The 26,068-nt window shown below is 69.6% G+C and carries 26 protein-coding genes; 12 read left to right on the top strand and 14 right to left on the bottom strand.

The features are described 5' to 3' along the window. Nucleotides 1-79: 79 nt before the first annotated feature. Nucleotides 80-1,345: a PTS transporter subunit EIIC gene (locus tag ACIOEW_RS00560; RefSeq protein ID WP_362543338.1), complete on the top strand. Its 1,266-nt coding sequence runs from the start codon at nt 80-82 to the stop codon at nt 1,343-1,345. 78 nt (nt 1,346-1,423) lie between these two features. On the opposite strand, the gene ACIOEW_RS00555 is transcribed toward ACIOEW_RS00560, so the two are convergent. The 8 genes from ACIOEW_RS00555 to clpS form a co-directional block, all read right to left on the bottom strand. Beyond that, the gene (locus ACIOEW_RS00555) at nt 1,424-2,176 is read right to left on the bottom strand and encodes an MBL fold metallo-hydrolase (protein WP_362543341.1); all 753 of its coding nucleotides are present in this window, start codon (nt 2,174-2,176) and stop codon (nt 1,424-1,426) included. Nucleotides 2,177-2,460: 284 nt separating this feature from the next. Continuing rightward, nucleotides 2,461-3,411 carry a cysteine synthase gene (locus tag ACIOEW_RS00550; protein WP_362543344.1) on the bottom strand — a complete coding sequence of 317 codons (951 nt, stop codon included), beginning with the start codon at nt 3,409-3,411 and terminating at the stop codon, nt 2,461-2,463. Beyond that, nucleotides 3,411-3,689: a MoaD/ThiS family protein gene (locus ACIOEW_RS00545; protein WP_326736416.1), complete on the bottom strand. Its 279-nt coding sequence runs from the start codon at nt 3,687-3,689 to the stop codon at nt 3,411-3,413. Before ACIOEW_RS00545 ends, ACIOEW_RS00550 begins: the two co-directional genes overlap by 1 nt. Nucleotides 3,690-3,812: 123 nt before the next feature. Beyond that, entirely contained in the window at nt 3,813-3,938 is a 126-nt protein-coding gene (locus tag ACIOEW_RS00540) for a putative leader peptide (RefSeq protein WP_261991849.1), read from the bottom strand. 133 nt (nt 3,939-4,071) lie between these two features. Next, a complete protein-coding gene (locus ACIOEW_RS00535) occupies nt 4,072-4,503 on the bottom strand; it encodes a M67 family metallopeptidase (RefSeq protein WP_362543348.1) in 432 nt (143 codons plus the stop codon). A 91-nt stretch (nt 4,504-4,594) separates the two neighbouring features. Further along, the gene (locus ACIOEW_RS00530; RefSeq protein ID WP_401960107.1) at nt 4,595-6,034 is read right to left on the bottom strand and encodes an amino acid permease; all 1,440 of its coding nucleotides are present in this window, start codon (nt 6,032-6,034) and stop codon (nt 4,595-4,597) included. 318 nt (nt 6,035-6,352) lie between these two features. Continuing rightward, nucleotides 6,353-6,937, bottom strand: coding sequence for a DUF2017 domain-containing protein (locus ACIOEW_RS00525; protein ID WP_362543354.1), 585 nt, complete (start codon nt 6,935-6,937; stop codon nt 6,353-6,355). A gap of 53 nt (nt 6,938-6,990) precedes the next feature. Continuing rightward, nucleotides 6,991-7,296: an ATP-dependent Clp protease adapter ClpS gene (clpS, locus tag ACIOEW_RS00520; RefSeq protein WP_401960104.1), complete on the bottom strand. Its 306-nt coding sequence runs from the start codon at nt 7,294-7,296 to the stop codon at nt 6,991-6,993. Between the two features lie 111 nt (nt 7,297-7,407). Between clpS and ACIOEW_RS00515 the strand changes: the two genes are divergently transcribed. Then, the gene (locus ACIOEW_RS00515) at nt 7,408-8,736 is read left to right on the top strand and encodes a nicotinate phosphoribosyltransferase (RefSeq protein ID WP_401960101.1); all 1,329 of its coding nucleotides are present in this window, start codon (nt 7,408-7,410) and stop codon (nt 8,734-8,736) included. Between the two features lie 273 nt (nt 8,737-9,009). After that, entirely contained in the window at nt 9,010-9,594 is a 585-nt protein-coding gene (locus ACIOEW_RS00510; protein ID WP_362543360.1) for an isochorismatase family protein, read from the top strand. 125 nt (nt 9,595-9,719) lie between these two features. Here the strand turns inward: ACIOEW_RS00510 and ACIOEW_RS00505 are convergent, their stop codons facing one another. Together ACIOEW_RS00505 and ACIOEW_RS00500 are read right to left on the bottom strand one after the other, a co-directional pair. Further along, the gene (locus ACIOEW_RS00505; protein WP_401960100.1) at nt 9,720-10,052 is read right to left on the bottom strand and encodes a hypothetical protein; all 333 of its coding nucleotides are present in this window, start codon (nt 10,050-10,052) and stop codon (nt 9,720-9,722) included. A 124-nt stretch (nt 10,053-10,176) separates the two neighbouring features. Then, on the bottom strand, nt 10,177-12,576 hold the full coding sequence (locus ACIOEW_RS00500) for an immune inhibitor A domain-containing protein (RefSeq protein ID WP_401960097.1): 2,400 nt from the start codon (nt 12,574-12,576) through the stop codon (nt 10,177-10,179). A 370-nt stretch (nt 12,577-12,946) separates the two neighbouring features. On the opposite strand from ACIOEW_RS00500, the gene ACIOEW_RS00495 reads away from it, so the two are divergent. Then, nucleotides 12,947-13,288 (top strand): hypothetical protein, encoded by a 342-nt coding sequence (locus ACIOEW_RS00495; RefSeq protein ID WP_401960096.1) that lies wholly within the window; start codon nt 12,947-12,949, stop codon nt 13,286-13,288. Nucleotides 13,289-13,330: 42 nt separating this feature from the next. On the opposite strand, the gene ACIOEW_RS00490 is transcribed toward ACIOEW_RS00495, so the two are convergent. Together ACIOEW_RS00490 and ACIOEW_RS00485 are read right to left on the bottom strand one after the other, a co-directional pair. Beyond that, a complete protein-coding gene (locus tag ACIOEW_RS00490) occupies nt 13,331-13,996 on the bottom strand; it encodes an RDD family protein (protein ID WP_401960093.1) in 666 nt (221 codons plus the stop codon). 125 nt (nt 13,997-14,121) lie between these two features. Continuing rightward, a complete protein-coding gene (locus ACIOEW_RS00485; protein ID WP_401960091.1) occupies nt 14,122-15,702 on the bottom strand; it encodes an RDD family protein in 1,581 nt (526 codons plus the stop codon). Nucleotides 15,703-15,970: 268 nt separating this feature from the next. On the opposite strand from ACIOEW_RS00485, the gene ACIOEW_RS00480 reads away from it, so the two are divergent. Then, a complete protein-coding gene (locus ACIOEW_RS00480; protein ID WP_362543377.1) occupies nt 15,971-16,447 on the top strand; it encodes an SsgA family sporulation/cell division regulator in 477 nt (158 codons plus the stop codon). Between the two features lie 28 nt (nt 16,448-16,475). On the opposite strand, the gene ACIOEW_RS00475 is transcribed toward ACIOEW_RS00480, so the two are convergent. Beyond that, a complete protein-coding gene (locus ACIOEW_RS00475; RefSeq protein WP_401960088.1) occupies nt 16,476-17,843 on the bottom strand; it encodes an FAD-binding oxidoreductase in 1,368 nt (455 codons plus the stop codon). Nucleotides 17,844-17,940: 97 nt separating this feature from the next. Between ACIOEW_RS00475 and ACIOEW_RS00470 the strand changes: the two genes are divergently transcribed. Then, entirely contained in the window at nt 17,941-19,704 is a 1,764-nt protein-coding gene (locus tag ACIOEW_RS00470) for a tetratricopeptide repeat protein (RefSeq protein ID WP_401960086.1), read from the top strand. A 312-nt stretch (nt 19,705-20,016) separates the two neighbouring features. Further along, entirely contained in the window at nt 20,017-20,322 is a 306-nt protein-coding gene (locus ACIOEW_RS00465; RefSeq protein ID WP_362543386.1) for a hypothetical protein, read from the top strand. Nucleotides 20,323-20,489: 167 nt separating this feature from the next. On the opposite strand, the gene hppD is transcribed toward ACIOEW_RS00465, so the two are convergent. Beyond that, nucleotides 20,490-21,635 (bottom strand): 4-hydroxyphenylpyruvate dioxygenase, encoded by a 1,146-nt coding sequence (gene hppD, locus ACIOEW_RS00460; RefSeq protein WP_401960084.1) that lies wholly within the window; start codon nt 21,633-21,635, stop codon nt 20,490-20,492. Nucleotides 21,636-21,769: 134 nt separating this feature from the next. Between hppD and ACIOEW_RS00455 the strand changes: the two genes are divergently transcribed. Genes ACIOEW_RS00455 through ACIOEW_RS00435 form a run of 5 tightly spaced genes read left to right on the top strand, consistent with a single transcriptional unit; the run spans nt 21,770 to nt 26,019 of the window. After that, nucleotides 21,770-22,243, top strand: a complete 474-nt coding sequence (locus ACIOEW_RS00455; RefSeq protein ID WP_266779334.1) for an Lrp/AsnC family transcriptional regulator — start codon at nt 21,770-21,772, stop codon at nt 22,241-22,243. 15 nt (nt 22,244-22,258) lie between these two features. Continuing rightward, on the top strand, nt 22,259-22,906 hold the full coding sequence (locus ACIOEW_RS00450; protein ID WP_401960081.1) for an ABC transporter permease: 648 nt from the start codon (nt 22,259-22,261) through the stop codon (nt 22,904-22,906). Then, on the top strand, nt 22,899-24,161 hold the full coding sequence (locus ACIOEW_RS00445) for a betaine/proline/choline family ABC transporter ATP-binding protein (protein ID WP_362543395.1): 1,263 nt from the start codon (nt 22,899-22,901) through the stop codon (nt 24,159-24,161). Before ACIOEW_RS00450 ends, ACIOEW_RS00445 begins: the two co-directional genes overlap by 8 nt. Beyond that, on the top strand, nt 24,158-25,042 hold the full coding sequence (locus ACIOEW_RS00440) for an ABC transporter permease (RefSeq protein ID WP_362543397.1): 885 nt from the start codon (nt 24,158-24,160) through the stop codon (nt 25,040-25,042). The genes ACIOEW_RS00445 and ACIOEW_RS00440 overlap by 4 nt, the downstream gene beginning before the upstream one ends. Beyond that, nucleotides 25,039-26,019 carry a glycine betaine ABC transporter substrate-binding protein gene (locus ACIOEW_RS00435; protein ID WP_401960078.1) on the top strand — a complete coding sequence of 327 codons (981 nt, stop codon included), beginning with the start codon at nt 25,039-25,041 and terminating at the stop codon, nt 26,017-26,019. Before ACIOEW_RS00440 ends, ACIOEW_RS00435 begins: the two co-directional genes overlap by 4 nt. The last annotated feature ends 49 nt before the right edge of the window (nt 26,020-26,068 follow it).

The raw sequence follows: 26,068 nt of genomic DNA, 5'->3' as shown, positions 1-26,068 counted from the left end.
TTTCTGCGGCGCGTTTCTCGAGTCGTCGCCCACCCAAACACCCTGTCCCTGGCGGCGCCTTGCCCAATGGAGGAAGTTGATGTCCACGGCTGGCACCGCTCCCGCGGTCACCAAATCGAAGGGCGCCGGCGTGATGGCGGTCATGCAGCGCATCGGCCGCAGCCTCATGCTGCCGGTCGCGGTGCTGCCCGCAGCCGCGCTGCTGGTCCGGCTCGGCAACGCCGACATGCTCGGCCGCGAGTCGTTCCCGACCGTCGTCACGAAGCTCGCGGGCTACATGGCCGCGGGTGGTGGCGCGCTCCTCGACAACATGGCGCTGCTGTTCGCCGTGGGCATCGCGATCGGCTTCGCCAAGAAGTCGGACGGCTCGACCGCGCTCGCCGCGGTCACCGGCTACCTCGTCTTCCAGAAGGTGCTCGCCACCTTCACCGACAGCAACCTGCCGCAGGTCGCGAGCGTCGTGGACGGCAAGATCGTCATGAGTGACGCCCCGGTCAACGCCGGCGTGCTCGGCGGCGTCGTGATGGGCGTGGTCGTGGCCCTGCTGTACCAGAAGTTCTACCGGACGAAGCTGCCCGACTGGGCGGGCTTCTTCAGCGGCCGCCGCCTCGTCCCGATCCTCTCCGCCTTCGCGGGCCTGCTCATCGGCATAGTCTTCGGTCTGATCTGGCCCGTCCTCGGCTCGGGTCTGCACACCTTCGGTGAGAAGCTGGTCGATTCCGGAGCGGTCGGCGCGGGCATCTTCGGTATCGCCAACCGTGCGCTGATCCCGGTCGGCATGCACCACCTGCTGAACTCCTTCCCGTGGTTCCAGGCCGGCGACTACAACGGCGCGCACGGCGACATCGCCCGCTTCCTGGCGGGCGACCCGCAGGCCGGACAGTTCATGACCGGCTTCTTCCCGATCATGATGTTCGCCCTCCCTGCGGCCTGCCTCGCGATCGTGCACTGTGCCCGTCCGGAGCGCCGCAAGGTCGTCGGCGGCATGATGTTCTCGCTCGCCGCCACCTCGTTCGTCACCGGTGTGACCGAGCCGATCGAGTTCACGTTCATGTTCATCGCCCCGGTGCTGTACGCGATCCACGCGGTCCTGACCGGTGTCTCGATGGCCTTGACCTGGGCACTCGGCATGAAGGACGGCTTCGGCTTCTCCGCTGGTCTCGTCGACTTCCTGCTGAACCTGGGCATCGCGTCGAAGCCGTGGCTGCTGGTACTGGTCGGCCTCTGTTTCGCGGCGATCTACTACGTGGTCTTCCGCTTCGCGATCACCAGGTTCAACCTGCCGACGCCGGGCCGTGAGTCCGACGAGGAGCTGGCGGAGCTCCTCAAGGCCGAGGCCAAGTAACCCGTACGGCCCCAGCTCGAAGCCCTCACCTTCCCGGCGGAAGGTGAGGGCTTCGTCGTGCGTGGGGCGGACCGAGGGCTAGATCTCGTACACCGCGCCCGGCACCGCCAGCTCCGTCGGGCCGTCGAAGACCTCCTGGGCGTCGGTGAGGTTGCGGGCGGCGTCGGTCCACGGCGGGATGTGTGTGAGGACCAGGCGGCCCACCTCCGCGCGGGCGGCGAGTTCTCCCGCCTCGCGGCCGTTGAGGTGGAGGTCCGGGATGTCCTCCTTGCCGTGGACGAACGACGCCTCGCAGAGGAAGAGGTCGGCGCCCTCCGCCAGCTCGTCGAGGGCCTCGCAGATGCCGGTGTCGCCGGAGTACGTGAGCGAGCTGCCGCCGTGCTCGATGCGGATGCCGAACGTGTCGACGGGGTGGCAGAGCTTCTCCGTACGGACCGAGAAGGGGCCGATCTCGAACGAGCCCGGCTTCAGGGTGTGGAAGTCGAAGACCTCGCTCATCGCGTGCTCGGAAGGGGTGTCGGCGTGCGCGGTGGTGAGCCGCTGCTCCGTGCCGTCGGGGCCGTAGACCGGGATGCGGGCCGGGCGTCCGCCGCCGTGCGGGTAGTACCGGACGACGAAGTACGCGCACATGTCGATGCAGTGATCGGCATGGAGGTGACTGAGGAAGATGGCGTCGAGGTCGTAGAGACCGACGTGGCGCTGCAGCTCGCCGAGGGCGCCGTTGCCCATGTCGAGGAGCAGCCTGAAGCCGTCGGCCTCTACGAGGTAGCTCGAGCATGCCGATCCCGCGGACGGGAACGAGCCGGAGCAGCCGACGACGGTGAGCTTCATGGAGCGTGAACCTCCGAGACGTGGGAACGGGGAGGGTTCGTGCGGTTCGTGGAGCGGTTTGTTGAGCGTAAGGCGCGAAAGAGCTGGTCGCTCCTCTGGGGCGTGTCGTTGTGGGGGAACTCACCTGTGCTGTCACCGGTTCGATGGAAGGTGACGCGAACCGGGCCCCTGCGGCGATCGAGGGGCGGGGGGCCGGGTGTGGAGCCCGGGAACGGCGAACGCCGGGGGTCCCGGACCTGTGTGGTCCGGGACCCCCGGCGTTCGGGAGGTGAAGGCGTGGGTGGCTACGCCCAGAGCTGGCCCTGCAGTGTTTCGATGGCCGCCTCTGTCGTGGGGGCGGTGTAGACGCCCGTCGACAGGTACTTCCAGCCGCCGTCCGCGACGACGAAGACGATGTCGGCGCTCTCGCCGGCCTTGACCGCCTTGTTGCCGACGCCGATCGCCGCGTGGAGTGCGGCACCGGTGGAGACGCCCGCGAAGATGCCCTCCTGCTGGAGGAGTTCGCGGGTGCGGGTGACGGCGTCGGCGGATCCGACGGAGAAGCGGGTGGTGAGGACGGAGGCGTCGTAGAGCTCGGGGACGAAGCCCTCGTCGAGGTTGCGGAGGCCGTAGACGAGGTCGTCGTAGCGCGGTTCGGCGGCGACGATCTTGATTCCGTCGACGTGTTCGCGCAGGTAGCGGCCGACGCCCATGAGGGTGCCGGTGGTGCCGAGGCCTGCGACGAAGTGGGTGATCGACGGGAGGTCGGCGAGGATCTCGGGGCCGGTGGTGGCGTAGTGGGCGCCCGCGTTGTCGGGGTTGCCGTACTGGTAGAGCATCACCCAGTCGGGGTGCTCGGCCGCGAGTTCCTTGGCGACGCGGACGGCGGTGTTGGAGCCGCCCGCTGCCGGGGAGGGGATGATCTCGGCGCCCCACATGGTGAGCAGGTCGCGTCGTTCCTGGGAGGTGTTCTCCGGCATCACGCAGACGATGCTGTAGCCCTTGAGCTTGGCCGCCATGGCGAGGGAGATGCCGGTGTTGCCGCTGGTGGGTTCGAGGATGGTGCAGCCGGGGGTGAGCCGGCCGTCCTTCTCGGCCTGCTCGACCATGTGGAGCGCGGGGCGGTCCTTGATCGAGCCGGTGGGGTTGCGGTCCTCCAGCTTGGCCCAGATGCGGACGTCGTCCGCCGGTGACAGCCGCGGCAGGCGGACGAGCGGGGTGTTGCCCACTGCGGCGAGCGGGCTGTCATAGCGCATCAGTTCATGCCGCCGGCGACGGCCGGGAGGATGGTGATGTTGTCGCCGTCGCTGAGTTTGGTGGAGATGCCGTCGAGGAAGCGGACGTCCTCGTCGTTGAGGTAGACGTTCACGAAGCGGCGGAGCTGTTCGCCGTCGACGATGCGCTCACGGATGCCGGTGTGGCGGCTTTCCAGGTCCGTGAAGAGGTCGGCGAGGGTGTCCCCGTTGCCCTCGACGGCCTTGGCGCCGTCGGTGTAGGTGCGGAGGATGGTCGGGATGCGGACCTCGATGGCCATGGCGTGGGCTCCTGTCGAAGCGGAGTGGTGGCGGTCGGCGTGCGGCGCGCGGCTCTGCCCCCGCGCAGGGAGTGGTACGTGAAGGGCGGCGTCCGGTGGGGCGGTGCCGGGCCTCGCCCCGGCTCAGGCCTCGCGGCCGGCGGTGCGGTGGTTCGTACAGATCGCGCTGGCGAGTCGGCACAGGTCGACGTGCAGGCGCGCCACGAGCAGTGTGCCCGGCGTCTTGTCGCTCACGTCATGGGGAACCATGGGCTCATCGTATCGATTCCCGGTCCGGATTCCGGTATGTGATCTCAGCTGGTGGATGGTTCATGTTCGACAGGTGGACAGGGCCGGGTGCGTGGCCCTGTCCGGTCTGTCGTGGGTGGTGCTGGTGCCGAGGTCAGGGCGCGGGGTGGGCGTCGACGACCTCGACGTCCTCCTCGGTGATCTCGCCGTCCACGATGCGGTACGAGCGGAACTGGAAGGGTCCTGCCTCGTCGGCGTCGGCGGTCGACACGAGGACATAGTGGGCGCCGGGCTCGTTGGCGTACGTGACGTCGGTGCGGGAGGGGTAGGCCTCGGTCGCGGTGTGCGAGTGGTAGACGATCACCGGCTCCTCGTCCCGGTCGTCCATGTCGCGGTAGAGCTTGAGGAGGTCGGCCGAGTCGAATTCGTAGAACGTGGGCGAGCGGGCCGCGTTGAGCATGGGGATGAAGCGTTCGGGGCGGCCGGTTCCGGCGGGCCCGGCGACCACGCCGCACGCCTCGTCGGGGTGGTCGGCGCGGGAGTGCGCGACGATCTGGTCGTACAGCGCCTGGGTGATGGTCAGCATGGCGCCCAGGATAGGACGACGGGCCCCTGCGTACCGAGGAGTGGTACGCAGGGGCCCGCATCATGGGACCGGCCCGTCGGGGGCCCGTGGTTCAGCGGCCCGCGAAGGCCTTGTTCTCGGGGTTGCGGGCCTTGAGGACCAGGTACGAGACGCCGAGGATCAGGGCCCACAGCGGGGCGCAGTAGAGCGAGATCCTGGTGTCCTTGTCGATGCCCATCATGACGATGACCACGCCGATGAACGCGAGGGCGAAGACGCTGGTGTACGGGGCTCCGGGTGCCCGGAAGGTGGACTGCGGGAGGGCTCCGCGGTCGGCGAGGCGGCGGTAGCGGAGCTGGCTGATCAGGATCATGATCCAGGCCCACATGCCGGAGATGGTGGCGAAGGAGACGACGTAGGTGAAGGCGTCACCGGGCCACTGGTAGTTGATCCAGACGCCGACGAGCATGAGTGCGGCGGAGACGGTGGTGCCGACGAGGGGTGTGCCGCTCCTCGTCAGCCGGGTGAAGACCTTGGGGCCCTGTCCGTTGAGTGCGAGGTCGCGCAGCATGCGGCCGGTGGAGTACATGCCGGAGTTGCAGGAGGAGAGCGCGGCGGTCAGGACGACGAAGTTGACGATGCCCGCGCCGAGGCCGAGGCCCATCTTCTCGAAGGCTTCGACGAACGGGGAGACGTCCGGTGAGAACTCGGTCCAGGGGACGACCGAGAGGATCATGATGAGGGCGCCGACGTAGAAGACGGCGATGCGCCACGGCACGGTGTTGATGGCCTTGGGCAGGACGGTCTTGGGGTCCTTGGACTCGCCTGCGGTGACGCCGACGAGTTCGACGGCGAGGAAGGCGAACATCACGATCTGCAGCGTCATCAGGGTGCCCTTGATGCCGTGCGGGAAGAATCCGCCGTCGGACCACAGGTGGGTGACGGATGCGGTGTCGCCGGCGTCGGAGAAGCCGAGGGTGAGAATTCCGGCACAGATGAGGATCATGCCGACGATGGCGGTGACCTTGACCATGGAGAACCAGAATTCGAGTTCACCGAACAGCTTCACGGAGATCAGGTTCACGCCGTACAGGATGATCGTGAAGATCAGTGCGGACACCCATTGAGGAATGTCGAACCAGAACGTCATGTACTGGGCTGCTGCGGTGACTTCGGTGATTCCGGTGACGACCCAGAACAGCCAGTAGGTCCAGCCGGTGACGAAGCCTGCGAAGGGGCCGATGAATTCGCGGGCGTACTCCGAGAAGGAGCCGGAGACCGGGCGGTACATGAGGAGTTCGCCCAGGGCCCGCATGATGAAGAAGATCACCAGGCCTGCGACGGCGTACGCCAGGATGAGGCTGGGGCCGGCCTTGGCGATGGCCTTGCCCGCGCCGAGGAAGAGGCCGGTGCCGATGGCCCCGCCGATCGCGATCATCTGGATCTGGCGGGCACCGAGCGCTCTCTGGTAGCCCTCGGCGGAAGTGGTGGCATCCGCGGCTGCGGCGTGCGGGCCTTCTTGTCCCTTGTCGTCGACCTGCGCCGATGTCATGTGGTGCGCCTTTCTCCACGCCGATCCGCGCCTTTCGGCTGCGGATCAGGTCCTGATCCCCCCGGATATGGATGGAGTGCCGCCGGTGGTTGCCGGCTCGTAGCGCCTACCCGGGAACAGGGGTGGCGTCCCCGAGTGGTCGTGAAGATTTATCACGACCACAACGGAGATCCACCGGACATTATGTGGCGCACGCCACAGGAAAAAGCGGACAACGGTGTCCTGGCGCTGCAAAAAAGACCGATCAGGTGACGCGATCGTTATTCGGATTTGAGCGTCCGTTGAGCGAACGCCACGCAGTCCCGCAAGTGCCTCGCGTTACGGCATCAGCGTTTCGATAAGCGTTTCCTGGAGCGCGCCCAGCCAGAGGTAGGCCATGACCATCGGCTTGCGGGGGTCGCTGTCGGGCAGCCGGTAGAGGGAGCCGTCCTCGCCGCCGTCCTCGTCGGAGACCTCCAGGCGGGTGCCGATGGTGAGCCGGAGGTCGTTGAGGGAGCCCAGCCAGCTGCGGCATTCGTCGGCGGTGAGGGTGAGTACGGCTGCGTCGTCCCCGACGGGTGTGAGCGCGTCGAGGGTGCGGATGACGACGAGGGCGTCGTCGCGCTTGCGGGTGCGCAGGTCGTTCTCGGTGAAGCGGCGGAACTCGGCGGACGCGGCGCGCAGTTCGGTGTCGTCGTCGCCGTAGGCCTCGGGGAAGAGGCGGGCCAGGGCGGGGTCGGAGGGCGGTTCGCTGGGGCCCTCGGCGAAGAGGGCGGCGAGCGGGTCCTCGCCCTCGGCGGGTTCGTCGCCGGGGCCGATGAGTTCGAGCAGCTGGACGGCGAGGGAGCGCAGGATCGCGATCTCCACCTCGTCGAGCGCGACGGCCGCGCCGCCGCCGGGGGTGGCCTCGAAGTGGCCGGCCATGGGTTCTCTCCGATGGTGGTCGGGCGGGGCGGGGGCTGGGGGTGCCGAGAGGGTTAGTTGCGGTCCTGGGTGAGGGTGGCCCACAGTCCGTAGCCGTGCATGGCCTGGACGTCGCGTTCCATCTCTTCGCGGCTGCCGCTGGAGACGACGGCGCGGCCCTTCTGGTGGACGTCGAGCATCAGCTTGTGCGCCTTGTCCTTGGAATAGCCGAAATAGGCCTGGAAGACATAGGTCACGTAGCTCATGAGGTTGACCGGGTCGTTGTGGACCAGCGTCACCCAGGGGACGTCGGGCTCGGGGACAACGAGGTTCCCCTCGGCCGATTCGGGACGTTCGATCTCTACGGGGGCGACGCTCACCTACCCCATGCTGCCACCCGGGAGGGCGCATCGCACAAACGGGGCCGGTGGCGCGGCGGGCCCGGCACCCCCATCTCGTCACTTTGACGAAATAGGGGTAGCATCCCCGGCATGAACTCAGCGGACCTTGGGCGACGGGTCGGTGTGCCGTCGACCGCACTCTTCACCGACCAGTACGAGCTCACGATGGTGCAGGCCGCACTGAAGGCCGGCACCGCCGACCGGCGCTCGGTCTTCGAGGCGTTCACCCGCCGGCTGCCCGAGGGTCGGCGCTACGGCGTCGTCGCGGGCATCGGGCGGGTCCTGGACGCGGTGGAGAACTTCCACTTCGACGACGAGATGCTCACCTTCCTGCGCGACCAGAACGTCGTCGACGGGCCCACGCTCGCCTATCTGGCCGATTACCGCTTCAGCGGCGACGTCTGGGGCTACCCGGAGGGCGAGGTGTACTTCCCGGGCTCGCCGATCCTGCGGGTCGAGGGTTCCTTCGCCGAGTGCGTGCTGCTGGAGACGGTGATCCTGTCGATCCTCAACCACGATTCGGCGATCGCCGCGGCGGCCTCGCGGATGTCGGCGGCGGCGGGCGGGCGCGGGCTGATCGAGATGGGTGCCCGGCGCACCCACGAGCTGTCTGCGGTGGCCTCGGCCCGTGCCGCGTACATCGGCGGCTTCGACACGACGTCCGACCTGGCCGCGGGCTTCCGCTACAACATCCCGACCGTCGGCACGAGCGCCCACGCGTTCACTCTGCTGCACGACTCCGAGCGCGACGCGTTCCGGGCCCAGGTCGACTCGCTGGGGCGTGACACGACGTTGCTCGTCGACACGTACGACGTCACCGCGGCGGTCCGCACGGCGGTCGAGGTGGCCGGGACGGAGCTGGGTGCGGTTCGGATCGACTCGGGTGACCTGCTGCTGGTCGCGCACCGGGTGCGCCAGCAGCTGGACGAGCTGGGCGCGACGGGCACGAAGATCGTGGTGACGTCGGACCTGGACGAGTACGCCATCGCGTCGCTGGCCGCGGCGCCGGTGGACGCGTACGGGGTGGGCACGCAGCTGGTGACCGGCAGCGGGCACCCCACCTGCTCGATGGTCTACAAGCTGGTCGCCCGAGCCTCCTCGGCCGACCCGGCGGACGAGCTGCGGCCGGTGGCGAAGAAGTCGCTGGGCGCGAAGTCCTCGAAGGGCGGTCGCAAGTGGGCGGCCCGCCGGCTGGACGAGGACGGGGTGGCCGAGGCCGAGGTGATCGGCACCGGTCCGGTGCCGCCGGAGCTGGCCGGCCGCCAGCTGCTGGTGGAGCTGGTCAGGGGCGGCGAGGTGGTCGCACGCGAGCCGCTGGACGCTGCGCGGGAGCGGCATATCGCTTCGCGGGCGGGGTTGCCGATGTCGGCGATGCAGTTGTCGCGGGGCGAGCCGGTGCTGCCCACCGAGTACGTGTGAGGGTGCGTGGTGCGGGGCGGGCGTGGCGACCGGGGGGGCACGGTGGTCGCTTTGTCCTCAATCGCCGGACGGGCTCGATATTGCACGGCCAGGCTTGGTTCTGCCCGGACGGGCAGAATCTGCGCGGACGGGCCGATTTCGCACGGACGGGCTTGATTTTGGCCGGACGGGCTTGATTTGCGCGAGCGCCCCCTCCCTAAGCCGGGCCTGATTCCCTAGGCTCGATGTCACCCCCGTAACCCCGCACCCCTCCCCCACCGAAGGACACCCGCCATGCACCGCGCCTTGATCGTCGTGGACGTCCAGAACGACTTCTGCGAGGGCGGGAGCCTCGCGGTGGCCGGGGGCGCCGATGTCGCCGCCGCCATCACCGACCTGATCGGTGAGGCCCAGCCGGGCTACCGGCACGTGGTGGCCACCCGCGACCACCACATCGACCCGGGTGACCACTTCTCGCAGGCGCCGGACTTCGAGCACTCCTGGCCCGTGCACTGCGTCGCCGGCACGGAAGGGGTGGGCTTCCACCCCAATTTCGCCCCCGCGGTCGCCTCCGGGGCGATCGACACCGTCTTCGACAAGGGTGCGTACGCAGCCGCGTACAGCGGCTTCGAGGGTCAGGACGAGAACGGTGCGGGACTGGCCGAGTGGCTGCGCGACCGCGGGGTCACCGAGGTCGACGTGGTCGGCATCGCGACCGACCACTGTGTCCGGGCCACCGCGCTCGACGCCGTCCGTGAGGGCTTCGCCACGCACGTACTGCTGGATCTGACCGCGGGCGTCGCCGAGGCGACGACGGACCGGGCACTGGCCGAGCTGCGGGACGCGGGCGTGGTGCTGTCCGGCAAGCCGGTGGTCTGAGCGGCGGCAGGCCCGGAAGCGAGGCCCTGAGGGCTGTCCCGCCAGGAACGGCGGGACAGCCCTCAGCCAGTGCCGCGTCAGTCGGGGTCCGCCCGCGACGGGGGGGGACCCCGGCTGACGCGGCACTAGCTCTGCCGGGCCGGCAGGGCGGGCCTCAGCAGGGCTCGTATCGGGTGCCAGAGCTCCTGGGCCCGCTCGGGTCTCGCGCGCCACAGGAGGCCGTCGGGGTGGTGCAGGACGGCGGTGATCTCGTCCGGGGTGGGCGGCTCGGCGTTGCCGCGGAGGTAGACGGCGCGCAGGCCCAGATTGCGCAGCCGGGTCAGCGCGCGGGCCCGGTTGACCGCGTGCACCAGGACGCGCACCGGGGTGTCCGGCCCCACGCCTCCCGTCGGACTCGGCAGTGTGATCGCGACGACCACACTGCCGTTCGGCAATTTGCTGAATCCTCCGCCTGCCATGCTCCGCGCTCCCCCGTGAGACGTCGTGTCAATAAGAATCCGAACAAGAGGCACCTAAACACGATCGGCCGCCGCCCGCTAGAGGGCGACGGCCGATCATGCTTTGACCTGCAGTTTTACGAGATTACTTGTGCGAGGGACCGACGCGGACGGTCACCGTGGAGCCGCTGAACGGCTCGTTGATGATCGAGATCCGGGTGTTGGTGTCAGTTACCTGCACGCTGCCGGTCTTGTTCTCCTCGTACCAGTAGGTGCCCTTGTGGTCGTCGAAGACCGGAACGCCGAGCTGCGGCTTGATCTTCGTGGCCACGTCACCGTTGTGCAGCGTGAAGCCGTCGGTGGGGTACCAGCTGAACGGGGCGTCGAACGGCTGGATCTTGTTGCGGATGACCGTGCCGTTCGCCCACTTCAGCGGCTTGGCGTGCGCGTCGATCGGCAGGATCAGGCCGTGACCCGGGTGGGTCGAGACGTTGTTGTCCTTCTGCGAGCTGTCCCACAGCCAGATGAGCAGGCCGTTCTGGTACGGGTAGTGCTCGACCCAGTCCGGACGGGTGTTGGCGAAACCGAAGTTGTACGGGCCGACCTTGAGGGTCTGGTCGTACGAGACGTACTGGCGGTTCTCCGCGATGTAGCGCTGCGGGTAGTCCTTGGTGAAGGACGAGCCCACCCGCGAGAAGCCCTTCGCGGTCCAGCCGTTGTCGTCGCCCTCGGCATTGTCCGTGAAGAGCGCGGCACCGTCGGCGTTGACCGAGATGGTGTCGGCGGCGAAGCCGATGCCGCCCGCGCCGCCGTCGGTGGCGTAGCGGAAGCGGATGTCGATCTTCTTGCCGGCGTAGGCGTCCAGCGAGTACGAGAGCTTCTGGTACTTGCCGGAGACGTCGGTCAGGGCCGGCTTGTCGCTGGCGTCGCGCGGGATGGCCTTGCCGTCGGCGGTGCCGTCGATCGCGGCCCAGCTGGCGCCACCGTTGTCCGACACCTCGGTGTAGAGGTAGTCGTAGTCGGCCTCGATGTCCCACCAGCCCGAAAGGTCCAGGGACGCCTTGGACTTGCCGGTCAGGTCGACCGGACGCGACAGCGTGTTGCTGAGGTTGTCGCCCATGTCGCTCCACCACTGCTTGGCGCCCTCGGCGGGCGTCGTGACATCGGTGGTGACGGCCTTGTCGGGCAGCTCGACGACGAGTGCCTGCTTGTTCTTGGTGTTGTACTCGGACACACCCAGCTTGTGGGTGGACTTCGTCGCGGCCTTGGCCACGTCGTAGTCCAGCCATCCCAGCTGGAACTTGTCCCAGGCGGTCATGTCGCCGGGCAGGTCACCGATGCTGTTCTTACCGGTGCCGAGCCAGGAACCGGCCGACATCAGCGACCAGAAGCCGACCGAGTTCTCGGCGGTGTTGGTCGTGTCGTACAGGTCCGGCAGGCCGAGGTCGTGGCCGTACTCGTGGGCGAAGACGCCCAGGCCGCCGTTCTCGGGCTGTGCGGTGTAGTCGCCGACCCAGATGCCGGTGTCACCGATCTGCGTGCCGCCGGCCTTGTTCTCGCCCGGACCGGTCGCGCCGGCGTTGGTGCCGTAGGCGTACCAGCGGTGCGCCCAGATGGCGTTCGTGCCCTCGGCGCCGCCGCCCGCGGACTCGTCCTCGCCGGCGTGCACGATCTGGAAGTGGTCGATGTAGCCGTCGGGCTCGTTGAACTCGCCGTCACCGTCGAAGTCGTAACGGTCCCACTGGTCGTACTGAGCCAGGTCCGCCTTGATCTGCTCGGGCGTACGGCCCTTGGCCTTCTGATCGGCGGCCCAGGCGTTCACGCCGTCCTTGATCATGTCCCAGGCGTTGGCGCAGTTGGTCGAACCGCAGTAGTTCGAGCCGTAGCGGGCCTCGTTGTACGGGACCTTGACCCAGTCGGAGACCTCGCCCTCGACCGAGTAGCGCCCGGAGGACGTCTTCTCGTAGTACGTCTTGAGCGAGTTCTTGCCGGCACCCTCGCCGAAGTACAGGTCCTGGAAGTGGGCCTGGTTGTAATCGGCCTGCCAGGCGGTGCTGTTGTCCTTCTTGGGGTCCGGCTTGGCTATCTTGTTGTGCGCCGGTCCCGTCGTGCCGCCGTACTTCGGAACGGCGGGCTTGGGGCCGTCGCCGTCCGGGTCGAACATGGTCGTGTTGTCGACCTGGTCGCCGAACTCCACCAGGACGGTGAAGATCTTGTCGGTCTTCTGGCGGCCGAGCTCGACGTACTTCTTGTCGTCGAGCTTGACGACCTTGGAGCCGCCGCGCGTCGACACCTTCTTGTCGCCGGATATGACCTGTTCCAGGGCGGCCTGACGCTGGGCGTCCTGCTGCTTGCTGAACGGGCCTTCCAGGTCGTGCGCGTCACCCTTGGCCGACCCCGGGTCCCGGCGGTCTATGGCGGTGGCAGCGGTTCCTGACGCCTGGTCATCTGCCTGAGCGGTGGCGAAGGCGGATGCGGTGGCGGCGGTCGCAGCCATGGCCACGACAACCGCCCCGGTGCGAAGCGCCCGTCTTTTAATGATCACGTGATGCAGTCCTCCCCGGCGCCCGCGGCTACGGCCTTGGAGGTGTAAAGGGGCCGTGCGCGGTTACGCGTCACAAGTGACGACATTCGACCGGAGTTACGGAAGAAAAGACAGACCTTGACTTGAACAGACCAAGTGCACTATGCAGGAGCGCGTTTCCGCTATCCGGACGACCGCCCCACGCCCGACCGGCGCGCCAAAGCCCTTCAGCGGCGCGCGAGATGACTCCGTGCGCCCCCCGTGCAACGGTACCGTGGGTTAGGTGACGCTTACTACCCGTTCCGCTCGGGCATTCACCGTCGTAGAGTCACTTGACAGCGAGACCGTGTCGAGAGACTGCCCATCCGACGTCCCGAGGACGGATACCGCCATGCCGCGTCCCACTGCTGCACAGCTCTCCTACGGTTCGGTGACCGTCGTCTTCTCGACCCTCGCCATGCTGCTGCTGTCCCGGACCGAATCGGGCATCGGCATCGCCGTCATCGGTACGGCCGCGCTCGCGCTCGGTCTGCTGGTGGCCGTCACCGTTCCCCTGCCGGCGCGCAGGAAGACAGCGAAAGCGGCGAGGACAAGGGCCGCGGTGTCCGTACACCGCGACGTCGTCCCCGCCGCTGCCGGACCCGAGGGCCGCACCCTCGACCCCGTACAGAGCAGGATCCCCGCCGCACGCGCCGCGTCGGAGCGGGTGGGCGAGCACTCGCTGCGACGCTGACCGTCACCGCCGGGAGGGTGCCGACGCCCTCCCGGCCGGCCGTCAGTTGGTGACCACCACCACCGTCTTGGCCGCCTTGTCCTGGAGCCCCTGCTTGTAGGGCTTGTCCGTGAACATCAGCACGATGTTGATCAGCCACCACAGGCACGGGCAGCACAGCAGCGCCGGCAACCACAGCACCACGGCCCGCAGGAAGGCACTGCCGGTGTCCGGCACCCGGCCGTCGTTCAGCATCGCGACGCGCAGCTTCAGCAGCCGCTTGCCCAGGGTGCGGCCGTCCTTGTGCGTGAAGTACGTGTCGTACGCGACGTAGATCACCAGAGCGATCAGCGACCAGAGCAGCTGATGCCCGCTGTAGGTCTGGGCGAAGACGTCACTCACGTTGTCGTCGTTGTTGTTGTTGTCCGACATCTCGACCGCGCCGCCCCAGGGCAGCGAGATCAGGTACAGCGGGATCGAGATGATCAGGAAGTCGATCAGCCGGGCCAGGATCCGCTTGCCGGGCTCGGCGAGCGGTGGCATGCCCGCAAGCGGATCCGTTCCGCCGTACCGGCCGCCGCCGTACGGACCGGGATCGTACGGCGGCGGGGGCGGCGGCGCGCTGCCGTAGGGCGAGCCCGATGACGGCGGCTGCTGGGACGCGTCCGGCTTCTTGGAGAACGGGTCGTCCTCGGGCGGCTGACCGGACGTCGGCTGATCGTTGCTCATGCGGGCAGTGCACCCCGCCCCACGGGTGCCCGCAACGGCTCAGGTGCGTTCGGGGGAACGGAATCCGTCCGACGGCCCTCACCCGAAGGGCCGTCAGCCGTGCGGGTCGCTCCCCCGGCCTCTTCTCAGCCCGCGACGAAGGTGCGAGCCGCCTTGTCGTGCCAGCACTGGCGCCACGGCCGGTCGATCAGGCACCAGAGCACATTGACCACGCCGATGGCCAGCAGGCCCAGCACCCCGTAGACCAGCCAGCGGCGCAGGGCGGCACCGAAGCCGGGCGCGTCGTGGGACTCGATGTCCCGTACGTCGAGTCCGCAGAGCTTCTTGCCGAGCGTACGGCCCCACTTCGCGGTCGGCAGCGCCTCCAGGAGGACGCCCAGCACCAGGAAGAGACCGAGAACCGCACCGCCCAGCGAGGCTGTGGTGGAGTCCAGCAGCCAGACGGTGACCGTCTCGCCGGACAGCTTGGCCGCGTCGATCTTCTCGTCGACGTGGTCCGCCGCCCGGGCCGCGAGCGGCACGGCGGCGGCGCCGACAAGCGCGCCGAGCACGACCGTGTCGATGAGCCGGGCGGCGAACCGCTTGCCGAGCGCCGCCGGGCGGGCCGCCGTCCGGGCCGCGGCGAGCTGCTGGAAGTGGTCGTCGACCGGGGGCTTCCAGGGCACGACGGGCTGGTCGGGGTGCGGCGCCTGCTGGGACTGCTGCGGGAACGCGGGCCGTTGCTGCTGTACGGGCGGCTGCGGCCTGGCGTTCTGTTCGGGCCGGGCCAGCTGATGGGCCTGCTGCGCCCAGGAGGCGGAGCCGCCGCCGGGGCCGGGCGTCAGCGGGCTGTTGAGCGCCGCGGGGGCCGGGGCGGGCGCGGACTGCCGGGCCGGGGCGGGGGCGGGCTCAGGGGCCTGCGGAGCGGGCATGGAGGGCTGCGCGGCGGATTGCCGGGCGGCGGGCTGCGGGGCGGCGGGCGCGGGCGGTGCGGTGCCCGGGGTGATCGCACGGATCGTCAGCGTGCCGTCCTCGGGCGGCTGCTGCGCACCGCGCGGGCCCGGCGTCCTGCCGCCCGGTCCCACGGCGCGCATCGTGACGGTGCCGTCGGCGGGAGGGCGCGGCGTGTCACCGGTTCCGCCGCCGGGGCGGGCGGGGCGGCCCGGACGGTCGACCCGGATGGCGACGGTGTTCTCGGGGGCCGGGCCGCTGCCGTCGCGCATGCCCGGCAGTGCACCGCGGGTGGGGTCCGCGGGTGCGGGGCGGCGCGGGTCGGCGGGGGCCCGGTCCACGGGTCCGGGGGCGCCGGTGTCCGGGGTGCCGCCCGCGGGCGTCCGCGGACCGGCCTCGGCGGGCCCGCCCTGGGGTCCGGGCTCGCCGCCCCAGGAGACCCGCCGGTCGCGCTCGCCGCCGAAGCCGGTCTGCCGGGAGGCGTCGGCCTGCCAGGCGGTGGCGGGTTCGGGGCGGTTCCCCTCGTACGGCTGCTCGTCGAAGAAGACCGGTCCGGTCTCCTCCACCGCGGCGGGGCCGGGTGCGGCGGCGTGCGGTGCGGCCTCCTCCCCGGCGGGTGCGGTGGGCAGGGGCTCACCCTGCTGCGGGGCGGGCCGGCTGGTGCCTGGCACCCACGAAGCGCCGTTCCAGTACCGGACGTATCCGGGAATGGACGGGTCGGGGTAGTACCCCTCGCGGGGGCTGTCGTCACCGGGTGCCGGGGTTGGGGCGCTCATCACCGTGGTCCCGTATCTCTTCGAGGCCTTGGACCGACCGGCGACTGGGGGCGGCGTCGCCCACCCCCCAATTGCGGGTCGGTCCCAATACAAGGGTCCACATCTATCAGACGCCCGCCCGCCAACGGGCCGGTCCTGGCGTTTGGGCCACTTTCCGGTCCCCCCGAAATATTTTTCCCGAAGTCGCGTAATGGATGACGGGGAGGGTGCTCTCTCCCTGTGCGGGCGGTCGTGCGACCGGCCCACAGGCATCGAAAGGACGCACCTCATGAACACCGTCGTGGAACGAGAGCTCGAGCTCAAGCTGGTCCTGTCGCCCGAGCGCAGCATTCCCGTGCCCGCCCGGCTGACGTATCGCACCGAGGATCCCTACGCCGTGCACATCACCTTCCACATCGGCTCGGACGCCCCCGTTCACTGGACGTTCGCCCGCGATCTGCTGGTCGAAGGGGTGTTCCGGCCGTGCGGGCACGGGGACGTGCGGATCTGGCCCACGAAGGTCGACGGGCGCAGTGTCATCTGTGTGGCGCTGACCTCGCCCGACGGCAACGCCCTGCTGGAGGTGCCGTCGGCCGCGGTGGCCACCTGGGTGGAGCGGACGCTGGGCCTCGTTCCGCCGGGTACGGAGTCCGGGCGGCTCGGCATCGACGAGGCGCTGGCCGAGCTGCTCGCGCCGCTGCCGGCCGACGACCTGTGGATGAGCGACCCGTGGCCGTCGGACGAGTCGCAGGACGGGGAGAGTTGAGAGCCGGGCGGGACCCTGGGCCGGTGCGTCAGAAGACCTTGCCCGGGTTGAGCAGGCCGAGTGGGTCGAAAGCCTGTTTGATGCCCCGGTGCAGTTCCACGCTCACGTCGCCGAGTTCCCGGGCGAGCCACTCCTTCTTGAGCACGCCCACGCCGTGTTCGCCGGTGATGGTGCCACCGAGTTCGAGGCCGAGCGCCATGATCTCGTCGAAGGACTCGCGGGCCCGCCGGGACTCGTCGGCGTCGGTGTGGTCGAAGCAGACGACGGGGTGGGTGTTGCCGTCGCCCGCGTGCGCGCAGACGCCGATGGTGAGGTCGTACTTCTCGGCGACGGCCGCCGTGCCTTCGAGCATGGCGCCGAGCTGCGAGCGCGGTACGCAGACGTCGTCGATCATGGTCGCCGACTTGACGGTCTCCAGCGCGGTGAGCGACATCCGCCGGGCCTGGAGCAGCATTTCGGACTCGGCCGCGTCCTCGGCGGGGACGACTTCGGTGGCTCCGGCCGCGGTGCAGAGTTCGGCGACGGCCGCGAGGTCGGCGGAGGGGTCCGGGGTGTCGAAGGCGGCGAGCAGGAGTGCCTCGGTGGTGTCGGGGAGGCCCATGTTCGCCATCTTGTTGACGGCACGGACTGTTGTACGGTCCATCAGTTCGAGGAGTGACGGTGTGTGACCGCGCTCCATGATGCGGCAGACGGCGTCGCACGCGGTCGCCGCGCTGGGGAACTCCGCGGCCAGGACGAGCTGCTGCGGCGGCTGCGGCTTGAGCGCGAGCACGGCCTTGACGACGATGCCGAGGCTGCCCTCGGAGCCGACGAAGAGCCGGGTGAGGTCGTATCCGGCGACGCCCTTGGCGGTGCGGCGGCCGGTGGTGAGCAGGCGTCCGTCCGCGAGGACGACATCGAGTCCCAGGACGTATTCGGCGGTGACCCCGTACTTCACGCAGCACAGGCCGCCGGACGCGGTGCCGATGTTGCCGCCGATGGTGCACATCTCCCAGCTGGAGGGGTCCGGCGGGTAGTACAGCCCGTGTTCGTTGACCGCCCGGGAGAGGACGGCGTTGATGACGCCCGGTTCGACGACGGCGATGCGGTCGACGGGGCTGATCTCCAGGATCCGGTCCATCTTCACCAGGGAGAGCACGATGCAGCCGTCCGAGGCGTTGGCCGCGCCGGACAGGCCCGTGCGGGCGCCCTGGGGGACGACCGGGACGCGCAGCGCGGTGGCGGTGCGCATGATGTGCTGGACCTGCTCGACGGTGCGGGGGAGCGTGACGACGGCGGGGGTGCCCGCGTCGCAGAAGCTGGCCATGTCGTTGGAGTAGGCGGCGGTGATGTCCGGATCGGTGACCACGGCCTCGGCCGGCAGACCCGCACGCAGTAGTTCGAGAAGATCGTCCATGATCCAAGACTCGCACCCGGGCCCATTGGTGTGAACCCGTCTGCGGCAGCGTTCGCAAGGCGCGGTGTGTTCTTCGTACTGACGCAGAGTGATCGGCATGGACGTCACGCCAGAGCAGACCCCGACGGCCCACGGGCCGGACCAAGACCTCGAGACTCCCCGCACCGCGCCCTACGAGTCCCCGCCCGACCCCGCGTCCCTGGCCGAGCCGCCGCCCGCCTCGCTGCGCACGACCCTGCGCAGGGCCGCGTTCGGTGTGGTGGCGGGGGCGGTGCTGGTGACGGGTGCGGTGGTCGCGGTGCCCCACGACGACCAGGACGCGGCGCCGCCCCTGCCGGGTCCGGTCGCGCGGGCGATGAGCGCGACGGCCGCGGGCTCCCCCGCCTCGCTCTCCGATCTGACGGCGCTCATCGGTGACCGGCAGAAGTGGGTGGGGACGCATCCGTCGGACGCGCGGTCGTGGGCGGTGCTCGGGTCGGCGTACGTGCAGTGGGGGCAGCGGGCGTCGGACGCGGCGTACTACGCCCGGGCCGAGCAGGCGCTGAAGCGGTCCCTGGACGTGCAGCCGGGAGAGCGGGGGAACGAGGCGGCCTGGGTGGGTCTCGCCTCGCTCGCCAACGCCCGGCACGACTACGTGACGGCGAAGAAGTGGGGCGAGACTGTACGGTCCCGGCAGCCCAAGCAGTGGACCGTTTACCCGGAGCTGGTCGACGCGTACAACGGCCTCGGTGACTACAAGTCGGCGACCAGGGCCGTGGAGAAGTACGCCGCGCTGCGGTCCGGTGTCCCGGCGCTGGGGCTGACGGCACAGATGTACCGGGACCGTGGCTGGCGGGAGGACGCGCTGGCGACCGCGCAGGACGCGGCGAACCGGGCGAAGACGCCCGCGGAGAAGGCGGCCTGCCTGTCCCGGCTGGGCGAGCTGGCCTGGGAGCGGGGTGAGCCGGAGGAGGCGGTGGCGCAGTACGGGGCCGCTCTGCGCACCGATCCCGCCCATCATCCGTCGCTCGCCGGCCGGGCGCGCGCACTGGCGGCCCTCGGGCGCACCGACGAGGCCCAGCGCGACTACCAGGCGGCGCTGACGAAGTCGCCGCGCCCGGCGTACATGCTGGAGCTGGGCGAGCTGTACGAGTCGCTCGGCCTGGACGGCGATTCGGTGAACCAGTACACGCAGCTGCGCAGGGCGCTGGCCCGGACGAAGGCGCGGGGTGTGGACGACTCCCTGCTCCTGGGCCGGTTCGAGGCCGCCCACGGCGACGCGGCCGCTGCGGTGGAGCTGCTGCGGGCGGCGTGGGGCCGCGGCCACCACAGCGTGGCGGTGGCCGATGCGCTGGGCTGGGCGCTGCACCGCTCGGGCGATTCGGACTCGGCACTGGAGTACGCGGAGCAGGCGGTCGACTCGGGTGGTCAGAACGCGTCGTACGCGTATCACCTGGGCATGGTCCAGAGGGCGTTGAAGGACTTCGGTCCGGCCCGCCGCCATCTGGAGGAGGCCCTGCGCACCAACCCGCAGTTCTCGCCGCTGGACGCGCCCCGGGCCCAGGAGGCGCTGGACACGCTGGGGCTGCCCCCGGCGGGTGGTCCGAAGGACATGCAGCCGGCCGTTCCGGCCGCCCCGCAGGCTCCGGAGCCGTCGCAGGAGCCGTCGCCGGCTGCCGAGCCGGAGCCCGGCCCGGTGGAGCCCGAGGCTCCCGCCGGGGAGGCGCCGGCTCCCGGTGAGGCCCCGGCCCCGGCGGCCGGGCCGCCGGGGCACCGGGCGAAGCCGGGCGCGCCGAAGGCCGCCGCGGCAGCCGCGAAGACCGGCGGCGCCGCGCACGCCCGGGCGAAGCCGTCGGCCGCGCATTCACCGGCGGGTCACTGACGCCGCCTACCGCACAGCACGACGGGTGGGCCGGGGATCCGGCCCACCCGTCCGCGACTGCGGGAACCCCGCCGGGGCAGCTCCCCAGCCCGTCGCGATGCGGGAACCGCTGCCACGAGTGTCCGCAGCCGCCACCGCGTTTACCTGGTTCTTATATTTCGTATATCGTGCGTGCGTTCGACCTCCATGCGACCTCAAGGAAGACCGCCGATGAGCGCTCCCACACCCCCCGCCGCCCCGCAGTTCCCGCAGGGGCAGCCCACTCACGGGGCTGGACCTGCGCCCGCTACCGCACCCCCCAAGAACAACAGGATGAGGAAGCTTCTCGGCGTCGTCGTCATGATCGTCGTCGCGGTGGTGGTGAAGCTCGGCATCGGTTACATCTCCTCCGACTCGCCGGTGCACGCCGAGGTCGGCGACTGCGTCAAGGTCACCGGCGCCGAGAACAGCCCCGACGTCGAGACCAAGGGCTGCGAGGACAGCGACGCCAACTACAAGGTCGTCAAGGTCATCGAGGACACCTTCGACACCAACTCCTGCACGGTCGGCGAGGCCGCGCTCGCGCAGGAGTGGGACGCCGAGAAGTTCGTTCTCTGCCTGGACCCCGTGAAGAAGTAGGGCGCGCCGGGACGTTCCGCAGGCGGGCCGGCGGCCTGCGGAACGTGTCTCCGGCAGGCGGATGTGCGGTGTCCCTGAACCGCCCTCATCCATGGAACGCGACGGGCGGACCGGAGAGATCCGGTCCGCCCGTCGCGGTCATCCCGCAGTCGTCACCGTTGGAACGCTCAGAGGTTGCCGCGCTTCTCCTGCTCGCGCTCGATCGCCTCGAACAGGGCCTTGAAGTTGCCCTTGCCGAAGCCCATCGAGCCGTGGCGCTCGATCATCTCGAAGAAGACCGTCGGCCGGTCCTGGACCGGCTTGGTGAAGATCTGCAGCAGATAGCCGTCCTCGTCGCGGTCGACGAGGATCTTCAGCTCGCGCAGGGTCTCGACGGGCACCCGGGTCTCGCCCGCCCACTCGCCGAGGGTGTCGTAGTACGAGTCCGGGGTGTCGAGGAACTGCACGCCGGCCGCGCGCATCGCCCGCACGGAGGCGACGATGTCGTTGGTGGCGAGCGCGATGTGCTGGACGCCGGCGCCCCCGTAGAACTCCAGGTACTCGTCGATCTGGGACTTCTTCTTCGCGACGGCCGGCTCGTTGATCGGGAACTTGACCTTGAGCGTGCCGTCGGCGACGACCTTGGACATGAGCGCGGAGTACTCGGTGGCGATGTCGTCGCCCACGAACTCCTTCATGTTGGTGAAGCCCATGACCTTGTTGTAGAAGCCGACCCACTCGTTCATCCGGCCGAGCTCGACGTTGCCGACGCAGTGGTCGACGGCCTGGAAGGTGCGCTTGGCCGGCGGCTCGACGATCGGGGCGGCGGCGGCGAAGCCGGGGAGGTAGGGGCCGTCGTAGCCGCTGCGGTCGACGAGGGTGTGGCGGGTCTTGCCGTACGTGGCGATGGCGGCCAGGACGACGGTGCCGTGCTCGTCCTTCACCTCGTGCGGCTCGGCGAGGCCGAGCGCGCCGTGCTCGACGGCGTAGGCGTACGCGGCCCGGGCGTCGGGGACCTCGATGGCCAGGTCGACGACGCCGTCGCCGTGCTCGGCCACGTGGTCGGCGAGGAAGCGGCCGTGGTCCGTGGACGCCCTGATGACGGAGGTGAAGACGAAGCGGGCGGAGCCGTTGGTGAGGACGTAACTGGCGGTCTCGCGGCTGCCGTTCTCCGGTCCGGAGTAGGCGACCAGCTTCATGCCGAAGGCCGTCGAGTAGTAGTGGGCGGCCTGCTTGGCGTTGCCGACGGCGAAGACGACCGCGTCCATTCCCTTGACCGGGAAGGGATCGGCCTGCCGCGCTGTCCTGGGGGTGCTGTGCATCGTCTCAGTCATGTCCGAAGGTTCCCGCCGCTTCGCAAGGTGCGCAACAGTTCGTGAATTCGCTGGGCAATCTGCCCAGCGCCTCGCCATGATGGGCGGGCTATCTGTACACGATGACCATCACAGTGACCCTTCGGAGGCCGGCCGTGGCGATCGATCACCTGGACGGGCGGCTCATCGTGCTGCTGGCACGTGAGCCCCGGATCGGCGTCCTGGAGGCCTCGCGCCGGCTCGGCGTGGCGCGCGGGACGGTGCAGGCGCGCCTGGACCGTCTTCAGTCGAATGGCGTCATCCGCGGCTTCGGTCCGGACGTCGACCCGGCCGCACTCGGCTATCCCGTCACCGCCTTCGCGACGCTGGAGATCAAGCAGGGCCAAGGCGCCGACGTGCGGGCCCACTTGGGCGGCGTACCGGAGGTGCTGGAACTGCACACCACCACCGGGCACGGCGACATGCTGTGCCGGCTGGTGGCCCGTTCCAACGCCGATCTCCAGCGAGTGATCGACCGGGTTGTCGGATTTGATGGCATTGTCCGGGCCTCCACGGCCATCGTCATGGAGAACCCCGTACCCCTGCGCATCATCCCGCTCGTCGAGCAGGCGGCGCAGGACACCGACTGAGCCGAGGAGTGACGTGTGAGCTTCTGGGAGTACCTGGGAAATCGTCACCAGCAGTTGCTCACCGACGCGTTCCAGCACGCCAGCGCGGTCTTTCAGTGCATGGTCATCGCCACCGCGCTCGGCGTCCTGATCGGGGTGGTCAGCTATCGCAGCGGCTGGGGCTCCTCGGTGGCGATCACCTCGACGGCGACCGTCCTGACCATTCCGTCGCTCGCCGCGATCGGTCTGCTGATCCCGCTGGTGGGGCTCGGGGTGGCGCCGACGGTGATCACCCTGACGCTGTACGGGCTGCTGCCCATCGTCCGTAACGCCATCGTCGGGCTGCGCGGCGTCGACCCGGCGCTCGTGGACGCGGCGAAGGGCATCGGGATGTCGCGGATCGCCCGGCTCACCAAAGTGGAACTGCCGCTCGCCTGGCCGCCGATCCTCACCGGCATCCGGGTCTCCACCCAGATGCTGATGGGGATCGCCGCCATCGCCGCGTACGCCTCCGGGCCCGGTCTCGGCAACGAGATCTTCCGCGGCATCGCCTCGCTGGGCAGTGCCAACGCGATCAATTCGGTGCTCGCGGGCACGCTCGGCATCGTCGTCCTCGCCCTGCTCTTCGACGCCGCCTACGTCCTGCTGGGGCGGCTCACCATCCCGAGGGGGATCCGTGTCTGAGACCGCGGCAGAGGCCGAACCGAAGCCGGCCGCCAACGCCACCTCCGGCGCCACCATCCAACTGGAGGACCTGACCAAGCACTATCCGGGGAACCCGAGCCCGGCCGTGGACAACGTGTCGATGGACATCAAGGCCGGCGAGACGGTCATCTTCGTGGGCCCGTCCGGCTGCGGGAAGTCGACCACCCTCAAGATGATCAACAGGCTGATCGAGCCGTCCTCCGGACGCATCAGGATCGGCGACGAGGACGTCACCGACATCGACCCGGTGAAGCTGCGCCGGAAGATCGGTTACGCGATCCAGTCGTCCGGGCTCTTCCCGCACATGACGGTCGCCGAGAACATCGCCCTCGTACCGAAGATGGTGGGCTGGTCGAAGTCGAAGGTGAAGGACCGGATCGAGGAGATGCTCGATCTGGTCGGTCTGGACCCGCGCGAGTTCCATGACCGCTATCCGCGCGGGCTCTCCGGGGGTCAGCAGCAACGCGTGGGCGTGGCACGGGCGCTGGCCGCGGATCCGCCGGTACTGCTGATGGACGAACCGTTCGGAGCGGTCGACCCGATCACCCGTGACCACCTCCAGGACGAACTGATCCGGCTCCAGCACGAGCTCCACAAGACGATCGTCTTCGTCACCCACGACTTCGACGAGGCGATCAAGCTGGGCGACCGGATCGCCGTGCTGCGCGAGCACTCGCACATCGCGCAGTTCGACACCCCGGAAGCCATCCTCACCAATCCGACGGACGACTTCGTCTCCGGATTCGTCGGGGCCGGTGCGGCACTGAAGCGGCTCAACCTCACCCGCGTACGGGATGTGGAGATCGCCGAGTTCCCGACGGTCACGGTCGACGACCCGCTCCAGTCCATCTTCAACAAGCTGCGCAGCGGCCCGCACAACGAGCTGCTGATGCTGGACCGCAGGAACCGTCCGTACAAGTGGCTGCGGCGCGGCGACCTGATGCGGGCCCGCGGTTCGCTGGCACGGGCCGGGCAGCTCGTGCACGACACGGTGACCAGGGACGCGACGCTGCACGACGCGCTGGAGGCGGTGCTGACCGACAGCGGCGGGCGGGTCGCGGTGACCGGGCGGCGCGGGGAGTTCATCGGCGTCGTGGACATGCACACCCTGATGAACTCCGTGCACGAGCTCCTGGAGGCCGACCGGCTCACCGCCATCGAGCACCAGCACGACCTGGAGGAGCTGCGCACCCACCAGACCGTCCAGGAGCTGGAGGGGGGCACGGGCGCATGAGTACCGACTCCCCGTCCGGCCCCCGCTCCCCCCGGAAGGCCCCCGCCTCCGACCGGGACCGCCCACCGGGCGAGCACGACGTCAAGGGGCTCGCCTTCCATGACGAGGAGGAGGAGCCCGCCCCTCCACCGGCCGGCCCCCCGCGCCGCCTCACCTGGCAGAAGCTGGTGGTGGTCCCTGCCGCGCTCGCGGTGGTGCTGGTCATCACGTACGTATGGATCACCAACGTCGACCTCGACTCGATCGCGGAGAACTCCCTGGCGGGTGACACGGTCCAGCTGCGGTGGTGGCAGCACGTCCGGCTGACGGCCATCTCGACGTTCTGGGTGCTGATCATCGCCATTCCGCTGGGCATCGCACTGACCCGGCGCGGTCTGAGCAAGGCCGCTCCGGTGGTCACCGCGATCGCCAACATCGGGCAGGCGACCCCGGCGATCGGTCTGCTGGCACTGCTGGTGATCTGGCTGGGCATCGGCCCGTCGACGGCGATCACCGGCATGGTGATCTACGCCGTGCTGCCGGTGCTCTCCAACACGGTGGCCGGTCTGAAGGCGATCGAACCGACGCTGGTGGAGGCCTCGCGCGGCATCGGGATGTCGGCGATGGGGACGCTCAGGAAGGTCGAACTCCCGCTGGCCGTGCCGCTGATCCTGGCAGGTGTGCGGACCGCGCTGGTGCTCAACGTGGGCACGGCGACCCTGGCGACGTTCGGCGGGGGCGGCGGGCTCGGGGACCTGATCACGTCCGGCATCCAGACGCAGCGCATGCCGGTGCTGGTGCTCGGTTCCGTGCTGACGGTGGTGCTGGCGCTGTTGGTGGACTGGCTGGCCTCACTGGTCGAGGTGGCGCTGACACCGCGCGGACTGGAGGTGGGGCAATGAGGACGCGACGCGTGCGCACGGTCCTGGCGGGTGCGGCCGCGCTGGCCCTCGCGCTGGCGGGGTGCGGGCTGAAGAGCGGCTCGCCGATGGTGGACGATGTGGTGCCGGGGCCGTCCGTGGAGGGGCAGCCGCTGGACGGTGCCTCACTGACCGTCACCTCGAAGAACTTCAGCGAGAACATCATCCTGGGCCAGATGATCGGCCTGATCTTCAAGGCCGCGGGGGCCGAGGTCCTGGACCGGACGAACCTGCCCGGCTCCATCAGCGCCCGCGAGGCGATCGCCCAGGGCGACGCCGACGCGATGTACGAGTACACGGGCACCGGCTGGATCACGTATCTGGGCCACGCCAAGCCCATCACCGACCCGCTGGAGCAGTGGGAGGCGGTGCGCGACGCGGACCGGAAGAACGGGGTGACATGGCTGCCGCAGTCCACCCTGAACAACACCTACGCGCTCGCCATCAGCAAGAAGAACAATGCGAAGTACCACCTGAAGACGCTCTCCGACGTCGCCGCACTGTCGAAGAAGAACCCCTCGGCGGTGACGGTCTGCGTGGAGAACGAGTTCGCCTCGCGCAACGACGGACTGCCCGGGATGGAGAAGGCGTACGGGATGTCGATCCCGGCCGGCAACATCAAGAAGATGGACGCGGGCATCGTCTACACCCAGGTGTCCAAGTCCGACTCCTGCCTGCTGGGCGAGGTGTTCACCACGGACGGCCGCATCAAGGCGATGGACCTGGACGTGCTGGTGGACAACAAGCACTTCTTCCCCAACTACAACGCGGCGCCCGTCATCCACACCGCGACCTTCGACAAGTACCCGGTGATCGCAGACCTGTTGGACCCGCTCAGCGCACGGCTGACCACGGAGGTCGCACAGGTGCTGAACGCCAGGGTGGACGTCGACGGGGAGGACCCGCACGAGGTGGCGAAGGCGTGGCTGATCGAGGAGGGGTTCATCGAGGAGGGGTGACGGGAGGGCCGGTTCCGGGGAGGGCAGCCCGAGGAGGACTTCCAAAGAA

The organism is Streptomyces sp. NPDC087901 (assembly GCF_044742205.1).
GTDB lineage: Bacteria > Actinomycetota > Actinomycetes > Streptomycetales > Streptomycetaceae > Streptomyces.
This window is presented reverse-complemented; position numbering and strand designations above follow the sequence as displayed.